Raw genomic sequence first — 18972 nt, 5'->3', positions numbered from 1 at the left:
GAAATAAGGAACTTCTGACTATCTATTTCACTTATGGGGGACATTTAGATACTGCACTAATGGAAGATCAGTTTCTTTTAGTAGTTCAACAACAAGTTGAGCCACTAAAGCAGCACCTTCTGGACTGAAATGCGTGTTGTCGCAAAGACCAGAGGGATAATTTCCATGCCTACCGGGTGATAAATGCAAGTAAAATGATTTTGTTTCTTCTTGCGTATACTGCTGAAGCGTAGTTTGTGAACGAGTAAAAACATCTAGGATCGGAAAATTATTTTTTTGTGCAAATTGTTTCATTGCTTGTGGGTATTCGCCTAAGCAGTTTGGATCTAATTGTCCGTTTTTTAAGTAAAGTCTCCTAGTGACAGGAGTCAAGAAAATCGGCTGTACATGTGAAGCTAAGGCTGTCTGGGCATAAGTAGAAAGGGCATCTAGGTAACTACCAAATGGTTCTGTTCCTTTTGCTTCAGTGATTTTTTGGTCGTTGTGGCCAAACTGGATCAGCAAAAAATCCCCCGTTTGAAATTCTTTTTTTAAGCGAGCTAATCGTCCTTCTTCAATGAATGATTTTGAACTACGCCCATTTTTTGCATGATTGTTTATCTGAATCGCTGGTTGGAAGAAGTTACCAAAGGCTTCTCCCCAACCGGTTTCCGGTCGAGCACTCATGTCTTTGATCGAAGCAGTGGAATCGCCTGCAATATGGATCGTTCGCATCGTCACGCTTCCTTCTCAAAAAAACCGAAATAGTGTTGTGCATTTGTATAACAAATATCTTCTACCAAGGTTCCTAAAAGATTGACGTCTTCGGGTGCTTCGCCTCGTTCAACGATTTCACCGATCAATTCACAGAGGACCCTGCGGAAATATTCATGACGTGTATAAGAAAGAAAGCTCCGAGAATCCGTCAACATACCGACGAAATTGCCTAAAACACCGCCATCAGCAAGTTGTGTCATCTGCTCACGCATGCCTGCTCGGGTGTCGTTATACCACCAACCAGAACCGAGTTGAAGTTTGCCAGCCGTTTCCTTTTGAAAGCTACCCATCAACGCAAGAAGTAAGGGATAGTCATTTGGATTGAGCGAGTAAAGAATCGTTTTAGGTAATTGATCGGTTTTATCGGCGTGATCGAGTAGTCGCTGCAAGTGACTGGATAGTGGTTGGTCGTTGATCCCATCATAACCAGTATCTGGACCTAAACGTGTGAAGGCTTGGGTATTACAGTTACGATACGCATGCAGATGCAACTGCATGGTCCAACCACGTGCATGATACAGAGCAATCAGCCGATTGAGTGTTTCGCTTCGGTAAGCATCAATTTCCGTTTGTGTCAGTGTTTCATTTAATAATGCTTTCTGGAAAATCTGTTCAAGTTCTTTTTCAGAAGCGGGGTGATAGGACAGGTGATCTAAGCCATGATCTGATAGTCGACAGCCATGCTGATGAAAATAGTCGATCCGTTGACTTAATGCGCGGATCAAAGAACTGTAATCAGCGATTGGTTGTCCAACTACGCGAGCTAAGTTTGCGACCCACTCAGAAAATGTATCGCGAGTGAGATTCAGGGCAGCATCGGGGCGAAACGCTGGTAATACTTTGAGATCAGGCTCTTCTTTTGCCAGTAATTGATGATAGACCAATTCATCGATCGGATCATCTGTTGTACAAATGACGGTCACGTTCGCATTCTTTGCAATCTCTCTTCGACGAAATGCTGGTTCAGTTAAGCGTTTATTTGCCTGTTCCCAGATTTTAAGGGCATTTTCTTCGTTGATCAGTAGATCGATTTGGAAGAAACGTTTCAGTTCAAGGTGTGTCCAAGTATATAAAGGATTGCCGATGATTTTTGGCACTGTTTGGCACCAGGCATAGAATTTTTCGTAATCGGAGGCGTGACCAGTGATTTTTTCTTCAGGAACGCCGCACGCTCGCATCAAGCGCCATTTGTAATGATCGCCACTCAACCAGGCTTCGGTCAAATTGGTAAAAGCTTTGTTTTCGTAAATTTCTTTTGGCGACAGATGACAGTGGTAGTCGATTATCGGCATTTTTTTTGCATATGAATGGTATAGTTTTTTTGCCCATTGATTGGTTAATAAAAAATCATCAGATAAAAACATTCGATTCACTTCTTTCAAATTCAGAATAGGTAAGGATTGGAAAAATCAGAGTGTGACACCATTTTTAAAAATCGCTAGCTCACGCACATCATTGGCTTCATTTTTTGTTTCTTCGCCGCTGGCAACACGGATGATTTTATCAATAAACAAAGGCAAGATCTCTGACATTGGTTGGGTCAATAAATCGCCAGCATCGAAGTCCATCCAATGTTGTTTTCGCTCGAACAAAGGCGTATTGGTAGAGACTTTCAGTGTGGGAACGTAAGAACCGAACGGGGTACCTCTGCCTGTAGTAAATAAGACAAGTTGACAATCAGCAGAAGCTAATGCAGAAGCTGCGACAAGATCGTTGCCTGGTGCCTCCAGTAAACTTAGTCCAGTTTTGCGTACTTTTTCACCGTAGGCTAACACATCGACTACCGTTGAATTTCCTGCCTTTTGGGTACAGCCGAGCGACTTATCTTCTAAGGTCGAGATGCCGCCTGCTTTATTTCCAGGAGAAGGATTTTCATAGACTGGTTCATTATAAGAGAGAAAATATTGCTTGAAATCATTGATCAAACGAACGATCGATCCAAAAACTTCTTGATTTTCAGCGCGTGCCATCAGTACTTGTTCGGCACCAAACATTTCAGGAACTTCCGTCAAAATCGTGCTGCCACCTTGTGAAATCAAATAGTCAGAAAAAGCACCTAACAACGGATTGGCAGTAATCCCTGATAACCCATCCGAACCTCCGCATTTCAAACCGATCGTGAGTTTATCCAAAGGAACAGGAACACGGTAATCTCTACGTGCGATTTCTGCTAATTCTTCAAGTAAAGATACGCCGTGTGCGATTTCATCCGTGACATCTTGGGCGGTTAGGAATTTTACTCGCTGTTCGTTATATTTGTTTAAACTAGCCTTTAATTCTTGTATCGTATTATTCTCACAACCCAATCCAAATACAAGCACACCTCCAGCATTCGGATGATTTATCGCATCAGCTAAAATCTTTTTCGTATTCTCATGGTCCTTACCGAGTTGGGAACAACCATAAGGATGTTTTAAAATCGTGAGATGATCGAAAGGATTGTCCTCGGCATGACGTTTTTTAAATTCTTGGATGATCAATTCAGCGATTCCATTCACACAGCCAACGGTTGGAACGATAAATAGATCATTGCGAATCCCGGCTTTTCCATTCTCACGAAGATAGCCTTGAAAGGTTCGATTTTCTTGTGGATAGACGATTGGGCGAGATTTAGGTTGGTAGTGGTAACTTTCCTCACCAGAAAGATTCGTTTTGATATTGTGCGTATGTATCCATTGACCTGCTTTGACATCCGTCACGAGGTGGCCGATTGGATAGCCATACTTGATAACATCAGACCCAGCCTTCAAATCGGTCAAAGCGATCTTGTGGCCTAAGGGAATTTCTTCAAAGGTAGTTAGGTGAACATCATTGAAATAAAGTGTTGTATTCGTTGGAATCGTGGTAGTAGCCACGACCACGCTATCCTGTGGATGCAATTGGATGATTCTAGTGGAGAAATCTACATCAGTCATTTTTTTCATCCTTTCAATTCTTGTAAAACATTACGAATGCCTTTTTGATCAATCTGAGTTACATAAGATGAAACTGCCTCTGTTAAATTAGGGAGCACGGATAGATCTTCACCCCAAAGACTTGGATTTTTTAATAGATGAAGAACAGCAGTCTGTGGGTCAGCCCAAGCTTCAGTAAAACGAGAGAGTACTTCTGGCTCATCGTTTACTTGGATGTTTGTATGATCGGAACGATAAAGTAACATCAAAGCAGCCAATGAGACAGTTAAATAAGGAGGGAGATCTTCTTTTTTCTCGATGTATTTTTTTAGAATAGGCAGTAAGCGTGTTTGGAATTTGGCAACGCTATTCAAAGCAATCGACTGTAATTGATGATTGGCAAACGGATTTAAGAAACGCTCATTGATTTGTCTAGCGTATGCCAATAATTCTTCTTCAGGTAATTGCAGCATTGGGATCAATTCGTGAGTCACTAATGTGTCGATAGAAGAAGATAAAAGAGGATCTTTCATCACTTCTTCAACCGTTGTGACACCCGCCAGTAGTCCGAGTGGAACCATTGCAGTATGAGGACCGTTGAGAAGATGGACTTTCCGCTCACGATAAGGCGTCAAATCATCAGTCAAGACAACATTCAATCCTGCTTTTTTCAATGGTAAGCGCTCATTCAATTCTTCTGGTGCTTCAATCACCCATAGCATAAACGGTTCAGCTTTGACTAACAGCTGATCGTCATAACCCAATCGTTGGTGCAGTTCATCGATGTCATCTTTTGGAAATCCAGGAACGATCCGATCCACTAAGCTGCAATAAAAATGATTTTCTTGATGTAACCAATCGACAAATCCCGTTTCAAGTTCCCAACTTTGCGCATACTGTAAGACAAATTTTTTTAAAAGCTCCGCATTGCGATCGATCAATTCGCAGGGGATGATCGTTAATCCCTTTTTATTCATTTTGAATCGATGATACAAGAAGGCGGTCAATTTTGCGGGAAAGCTTGTTGGAGGCGTATCGGTGTGTGCATCGGCATCGTGATAAGTAATGCCAGCTTCTGTCGTATTAGAAAAAACAAAGGCTAATTCATCGATTTCTGCTAATGCGAGGAATTCTTGCCACTGTTCATAGGGATTGATCGTCCGCTCAATAACCGTGATCGGTTCGGTTGTGTCAATGACTTGCCCATCCACTAATCCTTGGAGTAAAACTGTATAAAGCTGGTCTTGCTCGGCTAGTTTTTCGCTTAATCCGTGAGCCAGTGGTTGGACGATTGCAACATTTCCCTGATAGAGTCCTTGATTATTTAGCTGTTGAAGCTGCCAATCCACGAATCCTCTCATGAAATTTCCTTCACCAAATTGTAGACAAGTGATTGCAGCTTGATTTTTAGGGAACTGTTTTTTCGTTAATCTTTCCATCGAGTGATTTCCTTTCTGTGAGACAAAATTTTATAATGAAAATCTCAAAATTAAATAAGATTTTTCATTTTTTCGTTATTTTATATCAGTTATAATCCTCTTTTGCGCTGCTTAGATGTTTTTTATTTATAACTCATGCTATTTCTGTTTTTTACTATCTAGACAAATACTTGTCAGCGCATTCATCGTAATATGAATATAAATCCAAGTCAATATGGCTTGATTTTATTAGGTTTCATCCTATTTAAAAAACTTATGTTTTTAAATAGTAGTATGTTAATCTGAAAGAGTAAAGATACTCATTGCTTTAGAAGATAATCAATTTTACACAAAATGTAAGCCTTTTAATTTGGAGAGGAGAGAAAGTTTCGTGAAGAATAAAATGTTGTTTTATCAAATGTTTTTACCGATTTTTATTATCGGTGTGGTACTAGTCATTGGCTTTAGCTTGTTTATCTATACCAACACGTATGAATCGATTGAAGAGAACTATTTACTAGATAAACAAAATCTATTAAAACAAATCAAAACCAATGTAGAATGGAAGTTTCGAACGATCGAGTACTCTTTTGCCACGTATGGCTCCACGAAAAACTTCTCCGAAATATTTCAATCTCCCTTGAATCATACCGACTACGCCATTTATTCCGAAGTACGAAAAGAACTTAATTTTATTGAAACGATCGCTATGGAGGAGAATGCGTTTAAGTTAGTCAGCCTAAAAGGCGGATGGGGTGTCGTGAATGGCTCATTGAACCAACTTGAACCTCAAAAAGTAACTGAATTAAAAGAACAGTATGTGGATCATGAGAAACAAGTTTTTTGGACAAAGCAAACTGAAGGGATCGAAATGGTCGTTGCATTGCCTAAAGCTGTCACTGAGAAGTATGCGTTAGGATTTGCTTCAATCGATCATCAGGCGCTACAGCGGATCATTGAACGAAACAATGACGATCGTTTAACGATTTATTACGGCGAAGAAATTCTTTTTACTGATACTGAATCATCAGGAGAAGGGCGGATAACGACTAAAAATATGGAAGCGAATATACCTGTAGTGATCCAAAGAAACGGCCGAAATTTTATCTTGCTTCAATCTGATTACAATCAATGGCAGTATCAATTAGAGATCGATCCTGCAACTATCAGAACGACTGTCCAAAATCTGCAAATCGGATTAGCGACTGTATCCTTTACTTTGATTATTTTAGTCGGGGGCTTATCCTATATCTTTTCTGAAAGGTATGTCCGCCCGATCAGTCAGATTCAAGACCGGCTGAATCTCCATTCGGAAGGGTTATCAGGGAAAAAACTAGAGAATGTCGTTCAGTCCGTGAGTCAAGTGATCGGTGAAAATGAACTATTAAGCGCGAACTTGATTACTCAGAAACCTCAATTAGAAACATTATTTGTCTTGAGTCTTTTTAGAAACCGCGTAGAAAAGCGGGAATTGGATCAACGGTTACAGCAGTTCAACTACGACTCGCAAAACGAATGTTACTATACAGCACTCGTTCAAATTGATTTTTTAGAAGATAGCCATGGGGGAGAACGAGATCTATTGCTGTTGGCAATCAACCAAATGATTGCTGAGATCGTTCCTAAAGAAGAACGAATGATTCCTATTGTACTGAATGAAGAAATGCAAGCAACGATTTATCGGAGTCCCAAGGATGAAGCATTTGCAAACAAAAAAGTAATGGCTCATTGTCGTCAGATTCAAAAAATGATCCAAGAGTATCTTAAATTGACTGTCAGTATTGGGATCAGTGATTGTTTTACTACGTTGAATGAAAGCAAACAGTCCGTTGATCAAGCAAAAGAAGCCTTGTATCATCGAGTAAATACTGGACCAAATTCAATCGTGTTCTACCATGAAATCATCTCAGAACAGCAAGAAAAAACATTGATCAAATACCCGATGGAAAAACAAAATCGTTTATTTGAAGCAATCCGTTCAGGAGACGAACAAGTCAGTCAGCTTCTTCATGAATTGATCAGTGAGATTTTCACTCAAAACAAGAATAAGCTGAATCGAGAAGTTGTCGCCATTCGGTTAGTCAATGAATTTGTTCAGTTAGGGCAACTACTGGGGGTGAATATTACCCAGTTTGAAGAGTTGAAACAAATCTATATCAAGGTGTTACACACCTATCATCCTCAAGAACTTGAGCAAGTGCTGCTGTCTCAATTTGTTCAACCAATCACACAACGGTCGCAAGAAATCACGGAACAGGAGTTTAAATCATTATCAGAAAAAATGATCCACATCATCTATAACGAATATGATCGTGATCTGTCACTGGACATGGTAGCAGATCGCTTGCACTATAATCCCAACTATCTGAGTAATGTATTCAAAAAAGAAACCGGCGAGAACTTTGGCGACTTTATTCAAAACTATCGCTTAGAAATCGCGAAGAAATGGCTGACGGAAACAACTCTATCCGTGAAAGAAATTGCAGAAAGACTCAAATACCGCAACTCACAAAACTTTATTCGTTTTTTCAAAAAGAAAGAAGCCATCACACCTGGTGAATACCGCAAGAAAAACCGTTAAGGCTAAACTATTTTGAACCGGAATATCGCTCTTAAACAATTGTGAAAAACAGCACGATCTATGAGAAGATATTTTCTTAGATCGTGCTGGGTAAATGAATCATTATTTTTATGCGTATCTTTAGTTATGAAAGGATCAACCTTTGACAGAGCCGACCAATGCTCCTTTCACAAAGTATTTTTGAACAAATGGATAAGCGATCAACATCGGTACCGTAGCAATGACGATGACAGCCATTTTGATCGTTTGTGCAGGTGGGATGATATCGACCGCACTACTTTCAGCTTGCATCCCGCTCGATACGATCACGATTTGACGTAATAAGATTTGGATCGGCCATTTAGAGGAATCATTGATATATAAGATAGCTGTCATGTAGGTATTCCAATAGGTAACCGCATAAAAAAGTGAAATCGTCGCAATCGAAGGTAGAGCAAGAGGCAACATGATTTTAAAAAAGACCCCAAAATCCGTACAGCCATCCATTTTGGCAGATTCTTCTAAACTATTAGGTAAAGCTTGAAAAAAGTTCCGCATGATGATCATATTCATGGCGTTGACAGTCACAGGTAAAATCATCGACCAATAAGAATTGATCAATCCTAAGGAACGGACGACTAAGAATGTTGGGATCATTCCCCCGCTGAAAAGCATAGAAAAGACGACCATAAAATTGAAGAATCCTCGTCCAAAAAGATATTTACGTGATAACCCATAGGCCATCAATGAAGTGACGCACATGCTGACGATCGTTCCAAGACCAGTAACACCAATGGAAACAGCCAAGGCACGAAAAATCGTTGGTGTAGATAAGATGTAGCGATAGGCATCTAAAGAAAACGTCGTAGGGAAAAGAATGAATTTTTTTGCGACGACTTCTTGAGTAGAGGCAAATGAGGTGGCGATGATATTCAAAAACGGTACGATACAGATCAAAGCTAATAATAGTAGGAAAATAGAATTAAAAATCGTAAAGCTTTTTTCTCCAAGCGAAACTTTTTTTTTCATTTAGAGAGAACCCTCCTTCAAAACATAAGTATTTTGTACCTCCAATCTATCATCTGCCTGAAATTACGTACATAATCATTTTTTAGGGAGTATCGATCGGGCGGTTTACAAAAGATGTAAAAGCCATTTCATTAAAAATCGGACAAATGATGCCAGTAAGCGTTGAAATAAGTGATGATAAGTAATTGCCTATGTCAGTGAAAATGATTATATACGGAATCGCTTTCATTCATTTATGCTGTGGATAGCGATTAAAGTCACACAACGTTTATCAAGGAGGGCTTATGGAAAGTGTAAAAAAAGAGTTAGGTTCATTTACTCTATCAAAAAAGGAAGAACGAACAAAAAGAAGAAAAAAGACGCTTGCTGGAATCAAAACGAATAAATTTTTGTACTTGATGATTCTCCCGGGAATCCTTTATTTCATTGTTTTCAGATATCTACCTATGGGAGGTTTAGTGATTGCCTTTCAAGATTATCAACCTTACCTAGGGATCCTTGGCAGTCCGTGGGTTGGCTTCAAACACTTCATTCGTTTATTTACTGAGCCAACATTTTTTATGCTATTGAGAAATACATTGATTTTGTTTGGTCTGAATATTTTTGTCTTCTTCCCGATGCCGATCATTCTTTCGCTTTTACTGAATGAAGTAACGAACAAGCGATTCAAGAATAGTATCCAAACGATCATTTATATCCCGCATTTTATGTCTTGGGTCATCATCGTATCGATCACCTATGTCTTTTTAAATGTGGATGGCGGAGTCATCAATGAATTTTTAGCAAGTATCGGACTAGACAAAATCAGTTTTTTGACTTCTCCTGATTGGACACGAACAGTCTATATCGGACAGGTGATTTGGAAAGAACTAGGTTGGTCGACGATCATTTATCTTTCTGCGATCACCGCAGTAGATACGCAACTATATGAAGCAGCTGAAATGGATGGGGCAGGACGTTTACGTAAAACATGGCATGTGACATTGCCGGCGATCCGTCCAGTGATCATCACTTTACTGATTTTGAAGATTGGACAAACACTTGATTTAGGATTTGAACATATGTATTTACTCCTCAATTCATTGAACCGTAGTGTAGCAGAAATTTTTGATACGTATATCTATACTGCTGGATTGAAAAACGGACAATTGAGTTTCAGTACCTCAATGGGCTTATTCAAAGGAGTAGTAGGCTTGTTTATGGTCGTGCTTGCGAACAAGCTTGCAAAAAAACTAGGTGAAGATGGTGTGTACTAGAAAAGGAGTAAGAGCATGTTGCAAAAGTTAGAAAGCACAAATAAAAAATTGATCAGACTACTGCAACTCGTTTATTTGAATTTTCTGTGGGGATTATTAGTCGTTTTGGGACTCGGACTATTCACTTTTGGTCCTGCTTCTTATGCAATGGTTGCAGTCATCCGCAAGTGGTTACGCTCATCAGAAGATTTTCCGCTGACACGTACTTACTTTGATTATTTTAAAGAGAATTATAAAGAAACGTTGTTGATCAGTTGGTTATATCTTGCAGTTGCCTTCGTTTTGTACGTGGATCTTGCGTACATCCAAAACTGGTATTTACGGGTAGTGATTTTGGTCATCAGCTTTTTTTACTTACTGTCTGCGCTCTATATTTTTCCAATTATGGCCCATTATCAGTGGCAAGGAATGTTTTATAAAATCAAAATGGCTTTCTTATTCGGTTTTTCTCAGTTACATTATTCACTCGTTTTACTATTGATCATTATTGGCAGCTACGCGGCAATCATTCGCCTAGTACCTGGCATGTTGACGTTCATGGGGAGTAGCTTCTTCTTTTTTGCCATCACTTGGACAGCGGTGCAACTATTTGATCGCCTAAAAAAGAAGGAAGTAACAATAGATAAAAATACATTCAGTGAAGGAGAACAATTATGAAGAAAAAAACGTTAGTAACAGCAGGGATCGGTTTGCTCAGCATACTTGCCTTGTCAGCTTGTGGCAATGACTCTAGTGATACATCCGCAGATACAGAGGATGGGAGAACGCGGATCACGTGGTTGAATATTTTACATACAGCTTCGCCACCGAATGATACGATCGTTAATAAAATCGAAGAGAAGACCAATACAGAATTGACGTTCAACTGGATCCCTGATGCATCAAAAGAAGAACGGTTGACCACTGCATTAGCTTCAAATGAACTAGGTGATATCGTGACCTTACAAATTGCCATGCTAAAGAATTCCTCTGTGCGAAATGCCTTGAAATCTGGAGTATTCTGGGATGTTTCTGAGTATTTAGCTGACTATAAAAATTTAAGTCAAATATCAGAAGATCGAATCGAAGCGGCGAGTATCGATGGGGCGTTGTACGGTGTACCTATGCAAAAAGACTATGCTCGTGCAGGTTTAGTTATCCGTAAAGATTGGCTAGATAATCTAGGTTTGGAAGTGCCAGATACATTGGATGAGCTTTATGAAGTAGCGAAGCAATTCACAGAAAATGATCCAGACGGTAATGGTGTCGATGATACGGTTGGTTTTGGTGATCGTGCCCCAAGTGATATCCGTTATACGAGTTTCAAATTATTTACTTCGTATTACGGTGCCCCAAATGGCTGGAAAGTAGAGAGTAATGGGCAATTCACTCCAGAATTTGATACGGATGAATATATGAAAGCGATGAATTTCTCTAGAGATTTATTTGAAAACGGTTACTTGGCGCAAGACTTTGCTGTGACCCAAAAGACAGACCAACAGGAACAATTTGCTCAAGGGAAAACGGGGATCTATACCGGGATGATCGATATCAAAAACTTAAAAAATATGGGGAAAGATATTCAACCAGATATGGAACTTGTACCAGTAAATAAAATCTCAGATGGCGAAGATGGCGATTATCATGTCTGGTCAGAAGGAAATGGCGTAGGTGGATTGTTGGCGTTCCCTAAATCCTCAGTCAAAGACGAAGCGCAATTGAAGAAGTTGCTTCAGTTTGTGGATGAATTATTAGAAGAAGATATGTATAAGTTGATGACAGGTGGTATCGAAGGAACGCATTACCAATTGCAAGATGATGGCGCAATCGAATATATCGACATGGACCTTTGGCAACAAGAAGTACAACCATTGTCTAGTTCAAGACCAAGTGAAGTCACATTTTCGTTTAAAGATGCGGATCCAGAAAAAGAATTATCGAATCAATTAGTCAAAGAAAATGAACAGTTTGTCGTGTTAGATCCAACAGTTCCATTAGATTCAGAGAAAAATAATGAAGTTGGTTCCGAAATTGAAAAAATCATGATCGATGCGACGGTTCAATATATTATGGGACAAATAGATGAAGATGGCTTTGAACAAGCAATCAGCAACTGGCGTGCCCAAGGTGGCGACCAAATCGCTAAAGAATACGAAGAGGCATATAAAGCTGCACAGTAATAGTAGATGTATCAAAAAATGAAAGAAAAAGGGCTATCATCGTTCGAATCATAGTCCTTTCTTTCTTAAAAAGCATTGATCGGAGGAAGAAGATTGAATTGGTCAGAGAAATTAGCAGAGAGTATCATGGCGCGTACACCCTATTTGTATCAGGATAAAGGATATGATCGGAAATGGTCTTATGATTATGGCGTAGTTTTGAAAGGATTTCAGTTATTATGGCTGAAAACAAAGAAGAAGAAGTATTTAGACTTCATTCAAACAAACATCGACTACTTTGTACAAGATGATGGCACGATCAAAGGCTACGACTGGGAAGAGTTTAATATTGATCATATCAATACTGGAAAACTGTTCTTTATACTTTATAAAGAAACGGGAGATGTGAAATATCGGAAAGCAGCAGAAACTTGCGCCAAACAATTAGTGAGCCATCCAAGAACCTCTGAAGGGGTGTTTTGGCATAAGGCAATCTATCCTTGGCAAATATGGTTAGATGGATTGTACATGGGGGCGCCTTTTTATGCAGAATTTATCCAAACGTTTCCATCGAAAAAAGACTATCAAGATGTGTTACGTCAATTTGAGGTCAGTTATCAGCATTTGTTCGATACAAAGACTAATTTATTGTTCCATGCGTGGGATGAAAAGATGGAGCAGCCTTGGGCGGATGCAGAAACGGGGTTATCCCATCATTTTTGGAGTCGTTCGATTGGTTGGTACTTGATGGCGGCTGTCGATACTTACGAGTTGTTGCATGAAGAAGTAGATTGTCGCTTATTGGTGCAAATTTTGACAACTACATTAGAAGCATTACTCCCTTATCAATCAGAAACGGGGACATGGTATCAAGTAACAACCGAAACGACTCGTAAAGGGAATTATTTAGAAGCTTCAGGTAGTAGTATGTTCGTTTATGCGATGGCAAAAGGGATTCGCTTAGGAATATTGGAAAAAGAAGCGTGGCTTCCTCAGTTGCAGAAATCTCATCAAGGATTATTCGATGAATTTGTTTTAGAAACAAAAGAAGGTTGGTTGAATTTAAACAAAAATTGCCAAGTGGCAGGACTAGGTGGTGCGGATCAACGAGATGGTTCCTATGCCTACTATATCAGCGAGCCAATCGTCTGTAATGATCAGAAAGGTGTCGGCGCCTTTTTACAAGCTTTAGTTGAAGTGGAAGGTGTATCGGAGTGATCAATATTTTAAGCTTAGGTGCATCCGTCGATATCCTCAATACGACAGTGATCCAACAAGCGATCGATCAAGTCGCTGAAACAGGGGGCGGTAGAGTAACCGTTCCAAGTGGGCAGTTCTTAACGGGGCCATTGTGTCTGAAAAGTAATGTAGAGCTATATCTTTCTCCTGGTGCAGTGCTAAAATTTTCGGACGACCCGACACATTATCCAGAGATTTTGTCTAGCTGGGAAGGTGTCCCTAAAAAGGTATACGCTTCATGTATCTATGCGCAACAAGCAGAAAATATTGCCATCACTGGATTTGGGAAATTAGATGGTAACGGACAGAAATGGTGGCACGTTTTTCGAGACGACCATGAATCACTTGAGTATCCTCGACCAAAATTGATTGGTTTTGATCATTGCCGGCGAGTAACGATCCGTGATGTCCAGTTGATCGATTCTCCGAGTTGGACCATCCATCCAAATCATTGCCAAGATGTCACTGTCGATCATGTAGCCATCTGTAATCCTGCTGATTCGCCGAACACAGACGGTATCGATCCGGAATCTTGTAATAATGTGCATATCAGTAATTGTCATATCGATGTTGGTGATGATTGCATTGCCATCAAAGCGGGTACAGAAGATGCTGTTGATCAGGTGCCATGTCAAAATATCACGATCACCAATTGTACAATGGTCCACGGTCATGGTGGCGTAGTTTTAGGAAGTGAAATGAGTGGTGGGATTCGGAATGTAACGATTTCCAACTGCATATTCCAACAAACGGATCGTGGGATTCGATTAAAGACCCGCCGAGGTCGAGGTGGGATCATCGAAGATATTCGAGTAACAAATGTGATCATGGATCAAGTGCTTTGTCCTTTTGTTATCAATCTCTATTATTTTTGTGGACCTCGTGGAAAAGATCCATACGTCTGGGACAAAGAAGTATATCCAATCGATGAGCGGACACCACAAGTTCGGCGCGTTCATTTTTCAGCGGTCACTGCTCGAAATGTTCATGCTTCGGCTGGTTTTATTTATGGGTTAGCAGAACAAGCAGTCCAAGATATTTCGTTCGACCACATCGACATCTCAATGGCAAAAGATGCAAAAGCAGGAGTGCCTGCTATGATGACAGGCTTAGAACCGATGCGCCAACAAGGATTTTATGTGCGGTTTGGTAAACATATTTCTTTCCAACAGATAACGATCGAGCAGCATGAGGGACCAGCATTTATGATTGAAGACTCTGAAGATATCCCAATCAAACGTATGCGGGCGACAGAGGTGGATAAGAAAAATGTATCTATTATAGAAGGAACGCAATGAAATGCCGTTGATCGATTATTTAGGAAGAGACGCTCGTTCCTCCGAGCCAAGTGGTAATTGTTTATCGCAAAGAGTTACCAATGACCAAGTGATTGAGTACTATCAACTAACATTAAATGACCTTGAACCTGTGCCAGCTATTTATGTGTATCCGACAAAAAAGGAAGAACCTTTACCTGTTGTGATCTATCTGCATTCACATGGCGGTGATTTTTCGCTTGGAAAAAGTGAATTACTAAAAGGTGCGTCCTATTTTGTGGAACCTTCGTTTGCGCAGGCTTTGACAAGTATGGGGTATGGTGTGTGGACGATCGATGCTTGGGGATTTGAAGAACGCGGAGGCGTTGCTGAAAGTGAACTTTTTAAGCGGTTCTTATTAACAGGACGAACGCTTTGGGGGATGCGGCTCTTTGATGTGCTTAGTTTGATCGATTACTTGGAAACACGGGAAGATATTGACGCACAACGTATTGCAACGATCGGTTTATCAATGGGCGGATTATTGAGTTGGTGGACAAGTGCATTAGATGAGCGTGTGAAAGTATGTATTGACTTAGCCGGTCAAGTGGAAGTCGAATCTTTATTGAAACACCAGATGTTAGACTGCCACGGGTACTATTATTATGTTCCTGATTTATTGACGGAATATACGACTTTAGCGATCCAGCAGAAAATAGCACCTCGTAAACGATTAACTATAGTAGGAAAAAACGATCGCATGTGTTTAGCAGAAGGTGTCACTCACTTGAATAAACACTTGGCGCTGTATTATCAAAAACTTGGAGTACCGACGAATTTTCAAGGATACGCTTTGAATGGCGGTCATTTTGAAACACTTGAGATGCGGAGCAAATGGCAAGCATTTTTAAAGGAGCAGCTATAGATGAAAACGGAAATCGTGATCGATCCAGTCCCAGGAAAAGCAGATTACCAGAGCATCCAAGCGGGGATCGATTATTTGGGCTCGTTGCCGAACAGCACAAAAAAGACCCTGATCATTCGAGAAGGTCTCTATCGTGAATATATCGAATGCCGATTGTCTAATTTTCAAATGCTTGGGCAAGGAGAAGTACAAATCATTGGTTATCGGTCTGCAAAACAAAAACTTTCATCTGGTGAAGAAAGAGAAACATTTCGGACAGCAACAGTATTTCTTGAAGGAGAAAATGTTCATATCGAAAATCTACAGATCATCAATCAAGCCGGCGCAGGAGATCAGGTGGGGCAAGCAGTCGCACTGTTCAATTACGCGCATCACGTCCGGTTGGTGAATTGTCGCTTATCTGGGCAACAAGACACGCTATGTACGGGGCCGTTGCCTCCGACACAAAAAGATGGTCGCCTCTTTCTTACACCAGTAACGAAGGAACGCAAGTATTGCCGACAATATTATGAAAGATGTTGGATCGAAGGAACGATTGATTTTATTTTTGGTGGAGCAGATGCGGTATTTGACCATTGTATTATCAATAGTTTGCCTTGTTCTTCTAATGGCTATATCACAGCCGCTTCAACGACAAAGGAACAAGAACAAGGGTTTTATTTTTATGCCTGTGCCATTGTCGCAGATGTTGACGTATCTGCTGTCTATTTAGGACGTCCATGGCGTTCTTATGCACAGGTTACATTTGAAAAGTGTGAGATAGGCGCACACGTCCATCAACATGGCTGGCATGATTGGGATGAAGAGAAAAATAGACATACCGCTCGTTTTTATGAAAGAAATAATAGGTATCAAGGCTGGGTCTGCCGAGACGCATGGCTGACTATCGAAAAGGGAGAGAATAGATGACAAAAAAATGGGAAATTAGTTTTGGCTTGATCGGTGGTTCTACCGCTTTGTTGTTTTTTGGTGGAATCGCTGTGACGATCAATCAAATGTCACTTTCGAATTTTCGGGAAACATATCATGCTCTTGCTCTAGAAACCTTTGGTAGTGCAGAGGAAACGTTTGAGCTATTACGTAAGATGACAGGTTTGTTTAGTGTAAGTCTCTTCCTCTCGTTGGTTGGATTATGTCTGGCTCTTTATATTTCGTTAAAGGGAAAAGCAAGTCTCGTGGCGGCAAGTATTTATTTAGTGTCAGGAATCCTTCTATTGATTGGTACGCAATTAATTGCTTTCCCATTTGTCTTTTTCTATCTATTAGCAGCAGGTTCAAGTATGTATCGTCAAAAAAAAGAGCAGAGGTGGGAAGCTGATGTTTCAAAGTAAAGTAGTCAATCCAATCATTCGAGGATTCAATCCTGATCCGAATATTTTGAAAGTAGGTGAACATTATTATGTGATCGTTTCTTCTTTTGAATGGTTACCAGGTATTCGTGTCTATGAGTCGACGGATCTAATCAATTGGGAACATAAAACAGATATTTTAACGGATCAAGTATCCTTAAAAGGGAATCCAATCAACGGAAGTATTTGGGCGCCGCAAATCAGTTACTCAGATGGACGATTTTATCTTGTTTATACAGATGTTAAAAGCGTAGCACGTCCCTTTAAAGATGCGCACAATTATATGATGAGCGCAACGAACATCGAGGGGCCTTGGGAAAATCCAATTTATTTAAATAGTAGCGGCTTTGATCCATCGCTTTTTCATGATCCACGCACAGGTAAAAAATGGCTATTGAATGAAAGATGGGACTTTCGACTAGCTACACCAAATAAATCGGCAGGGATCATCATCCAAGAATATGATCCAAAGCAAAAACAAATGATTGGACCAGTTCATATGATTTTTCCAGGTACGGAACTCGCAAAAACGGAAGCTCCGCATCTTTACTATATCAACGACTACTATTACTTATTGACTGCTGAGGGAGGAACTGGAAGTGGTCATGCTGTAACTGTTTGTCGCAGTCGTGATTTATTAGGCCCATATGAGGTCGATCCCCAAAATCCTATGTTGACAGCTAGGGGCTATCCAACATCAACCTTACAATGTGCGGGACATGCAAGTTTAGTCCAGACAGAGTTCAACAGCTGGTATATGGTCCATCTTTGCACTCGACCAATCGAAGGATCTGCTATTTTAGGTAGAGAAACAGCGATCCAAGAAGTGTATTGGACTGAAGACGGATGGTTACGGATAAAAGAGGGTGGGAATCAACCAAAAGAAATAGTAGTTATTCCAACAAAAGAAAAAGTGATCCAAAAAATCATTCCGCGATTTTTCGACGATTTTAAAGGGGCGATGAATAAAAGATGGAATGCTCGACGTTGCATGCCAGATAGAACTTGGTGCGATTTGACTAGCCGAGATGGCTATCTAAGGATGATTGCAGGTGAATCACCACAGTCGACGTTTGATCAACATTTATTAGCGATCCGACAAACCGCTTTTTCATTTGTTGCCCAAACACAGTTAGAATATCAGCCTAGTCACTTCAACCAGATGGCAGGATTACTTCTTTTTCTAAATGAAGAAAATTATTATTACTGTTGTGTGACGTGGGATGAAGAGGTAGGTAAATGTCTTCGTGTACTCAGTGCAGTGGAAGGTCATGTCACGATTAGCGCTGACACTTATCCGCTAACAGAAAAAGAAACAATACTTAAAGTAGTTGTTGAAGGAACGAGTGGACAATTTTATGTGAAAGGTTCGCAATCATGGGAAAAGGTTGGTGCAAGGATCGATGTGCAGACCCTATCAGGTGGCTTTACGGGAAACTTTGTTGGCATAGGTGTTCATGATCTGGCACTAAAGGGCGGAAGCTATGCTGATTTTGCTTATTTCGATTATCAGGAAAACGAAATAAAAGAAAGGTGAGTAATAAAAAAAGATTAGGTGAAGTGAAAGTGAAATTTTACCTTGACCAATCTTTTTTTTAATGATAGTATAGTCAACGTTGCTAAAACATGAAAACAATCATGAAATTTGTTTAAAAGTTTTATTGACAATCATATTTTAGTATGATAATATAACGAAGTTGGTTAATTGGTGACTATTTATAGATGTTGATTTCGTAAAGAAAAAAACAAAAAAAGTTGTTGACAAATAACAAACAACGAGTTATGATAAGTGAGTTGCTAAAACGACCTCGTGAAAAACGAGTTCGAAAAACTTTTAAAAATTAGTTGACAATCGTTCGAGAATTTGCTAAGATATAAAAGTTGCTACGGCAATCACAAATGATGAATTGAAGCAGTTGTGTTTCATTTATCAGGTAGACCTTTGAAAACTGAACAAAGTAAGACAAACCAAATGTGTAGGGCGTCTTGATTCAATTCAAGACAACAAACATTTTTAACAAGCAAGCAATATGCTAGCAAACAAATTGAGCTTAACAAATGAACTATTATGATGTTCGAAAGTAAATTTCGAACTACAGTTCCACATCAGCTATTGCTGTGAGGAACTAGCATATTATGAGAGTTTGATCCT

The 18972-nt window shown here is 39.9% G+C and carries 15 protein-coding genes; 10 read left to right on the top strand and 5 right to left on the bottom strand.

Going from position 1 to position 18972, the window contains the following annotated elements:
• Positions 1–27 precede the first annotated feature (27 nt).
• From JZO83_RS03910 to JZO83_RS03895, 4 genes are read right to left on the bottom strand one after another with little or no spacing between them, the layout of a single operon-like run.
• Positions 28–714, bottom strand: a complete 687-nt coding sequence (locus JZO83_RS03910) for a rhamnogalacturonan acetylesterase (protein ID WP_207115019.1) — start codon at positions 712–714, stop codon at positions 28–30.
• 2 nt (positions 715–716) lie between these two features.
• The gene (gene uxaC, locus JZO83_RS03905) at positions 717–2120 is read right to left on the bottom strand and encodes a glucuronate isomerase (protein ID WP_206853840.1); all 1404 of its coding nucleotides are present in this window, start codon (positions 2118–2120) and stop codon (positions 717–719) included.
• A gap of 45 nt (positions 2121–2165) precedes the next feature.
• A complete protein-coding gene (locus JZO83_RS03900; protein WP_206853829.1) occupies positions 2166–3671 on the bottom strand; it encodes an altronate dehydratase family protein in 1506 nt (501 codons plus the stop codon).
• Between the two features lie 5 nt (positions 3672–3676).
• A complete protein-coding gene (locus JZO83_RS03895; protein ID WP_207115018.1) occupies positions 3677–5089 on the bottom strand; it encodes a tagaturonate reductase in 1413 nt (470 codons plus the stop codon).
• A 370-nt stretch (positions 5090–5459) separates the two neighbouring features.
• On the opposite strand from JZO83_RS03895, the gene JZO83_RS03890 reads away from it, so the two are divergent.
• Entirely contained in the window at positions 5460–7649 is a 2190-nt protein-coding gene (locus tag JZO83_RS03890) for a helix-turn-helix domain-containing protein (protein WP_206853824.1), read from the top strand.
• 135 nt (positions 7650–7784) lie between these two features.
• Here JZO83_RS03890 and JZO83_RS03885 read toward each other — a convergent pair whose 3' ends face one another.
• On the bottom strand, positions 7785–8657 hold the full coding sequence (locus JZO83_RS03885; protein ID WP_206853821.1) for a carbohydrate ABC transporter permease: 873 nt from the start codon (positions 8655–8657) through the stop codon (positions 7785–7787).
• 284 nt (positions 8658–8941) lie between these two features.
• Here JZO83_RS03885 and JZO83_RS03880 point away from each other — a divergent pair, with 284 nt between their 5' ends.
• The 9 genes from JZO83_RS03880 (at position 8942) to JZO83_RS03840 (ending at position 18357) form a co-directional block, all read left to right on the top strand.
• On the top strand, positions 8942–9913 hold the full coding sequence (locus JZO83_RS03880; protein ID WP_206853819.1) for a sugar ABC transporter permease: 972 nt from the start codon (positions 8942–8944) through the stop codon (positions 9911–9913).
• Between the two features lie 15 nt (positions 9914–9928).
• Positions 9929–10570, top strand: coding sequence for a DUF624 domain-containing protein (locus JZO83_RS03875; RefSeq protein WP_206853816.1), 642 nt, complete (start codon positions 9929–9931; stop codon positions 10568–10570).
• Positions 10567–12072, top strand: a complete 1506-nt coding sequence (locus JZO83_RS03870) for an extracellular solute-binding protein (protein ID WP_206853813.1) — start codon at positions 10567–10569, stop codon at positions 12070–12072. Before JZO83_RS03875 ends, JZO83_RS03870 begins: the two co-directional genes overlap by 4 nt.
• 93 nt (positions 12073–12165) lie before the next feature.
• Entirely contained in the window at positions 12166–13269 is a 1104-nt protein-coding gene (locus JZO83_RS03865) for a glycoside hydrolase family 88 protein (protein ID WP_207115017.1), read from the top strand.
• Entirely contained in the window at positions 13266–14588 is a 1323-nt protein-coding gene (locus JZO83_RS03860) for a glycoside hydrolase family 28 protein (protein ID WP_207115016.1), read from the top strand. Before JZO83_RS03865 ends, JZO83_RS03860 begins: the two co-directional genes overlap by 4 nt.
• A 1-nt stretch (position 14589) precedes the next feature.
• The gene (locus JZO83_RS03855; RefSeq protein WP_207115015.1) at positions 14590–15471 is read left to right on the top strand and encodes a prolyl oligopeptidase family serine peptidase; all 882 of its coding nucleotides are present in this window, start codon (positions 14590–14592) and stop codon (positions 15469–15471) included.
• Complete coding sequence (locus JZO83_RS03850) at positions 15472–16380, top strand: pectinesterase family protein (protein WP_206853804.1); 909 nt, start codon at positions 15472–15474, stop codon at positions 16378–16380.
• Complete coding sequence (locus JZO83_RS03845; RefSeq protein WP_206853802.1) at positions 16377–16802, top strand: DUF4064 domain-containing protein; 426 nt, start codon at positions 16377–16379, stop codon at positions 16800–16802. Before JZO83_RS03850 ends, JZO83_RS03845 begins: the two co-directional genes overlap by 4 nt.
• Positions 16789–18357, top strand: coding sequence for a glycoside hydrolase family 43 protein (locus JZO83_RS03840; RefSeq protein ID WP_207115014.1), 1569 nt, complete (start codon positions 16789–16791; stop codon positions 18355–18357). The genes JZO83_RS03845 and JZO83_RS03840 overlap by 14 nt, the downstream gene beginning before the upstream one ends.
• The last annotated feature ends 615 nt before the right edge of the window (positions 18358–18972 follow it).

This window comes from Enterococcus sp. DIV1298c, from assembly GCF_017316315.1.
GTDB classification, from domain to species: Bacteria; Bacillota; Bacilli; order Lactobacillales; family Enterococcaceae; genus Enterococcus_B; species Enterococcus_B mangumiae.
The sequence above is the reverse complement of the archived record's forward strand: the minus strand, read 5'-3'. Positions and strand labels throughout refer to the sequence as shown.

What these genes read in the sequence shown, in the direction of transcription:
- JZO83_RS03910 (WP_207115019.1), bottom strand. Translation starts at nt 714, where the DNA reads ATGCGAACGATCCATATTGCAGGCGATTCCACTGCTTCGATCAAAGAC.
- uxaC (WP_206853840.1), bottom strand. Translation starts at nt 2,120, where the DNA reads ATGTTTTTATCTGATGATTTTTTATTAACCAATCAATGGGCAAAAAAA.
- JZO83_RS03900 (WP_206853829.1), bottom strand. Translation starts at nt 3,671, where the DNA reads ATGACTGATGTAGATTTCTCCACTAGAATCATCCAATTGCATCCACAG.
- JZO83_RS03895 (WP_207115018.1), bottom strand. Translation starts at nt 5,089, where the DNA reads ATGGAAAGATTAACGAAAAAACAGTTCCCTAAAAATCAAGCTGCAATC.
- JZO83_RS03885 (WP_206853821.1), bottom strand. Translation starts at nt 8,657, where the DNA reads ATGAAAAAAAAAGTTTCGCTTGGAGAAAAAAGCTTTACGATTTTTAAT.
- JZO83_RS03880 (WP_206853819.1), top strand. Translation starts at nt 8,942, where the DNA reads ATGGAAAGTGTAAAAAAAGAGTTAGGTTCATTTACTCTATCAAAAAAG.
- JZO83_RS03875 (WP_206853816.1), top strand. Translation starts at nt 9,929, where the DNA reads ATGTTGCAAAAGTTAGAAAGCACAAATAAAAAATTGATCAGACTACTG.
- JZO83_RS03870 (WP_206853813.1), top strand. Translation starts at nt 10,567, where the DNA reads ATGAAGAAAAAAACGTTAGTAACAGCAGGGATCGGTTTGCTCAGCATA.
- JZO83_RS03855 (WP_207115015.1), top strand. Translation starts at nt 14,590, where the DNA reads ATGCCGTTGATCGATTATTTAGGAAGAGACGCTCGTTCCTCCGAGCCA.
- JZO83_RS03850 (WP_206853804.1), top strand. Translation starts at nt 15,472, where the DNA reads ATGAAAACGGAAATCGTGATCGATCCAGTCCCAGGAAAAGCAGATTAC.
- JZO83_RS03845 (WP_206853802.1), top strand. Translation starts at nt 16,377, where the DNA reads ATGACAAAAAAATGGGAAATTAGTTTTGGCTTGATCGGTGGTTCTACC.
- JZO83_RS03840 (WP_207115014.1), top strand. Translation starts at nt 16,789, where the DNA reads ATGTTTCAAAGTAAAGTAGTCAATCCAATCATTCGAGGATTCAATCCT.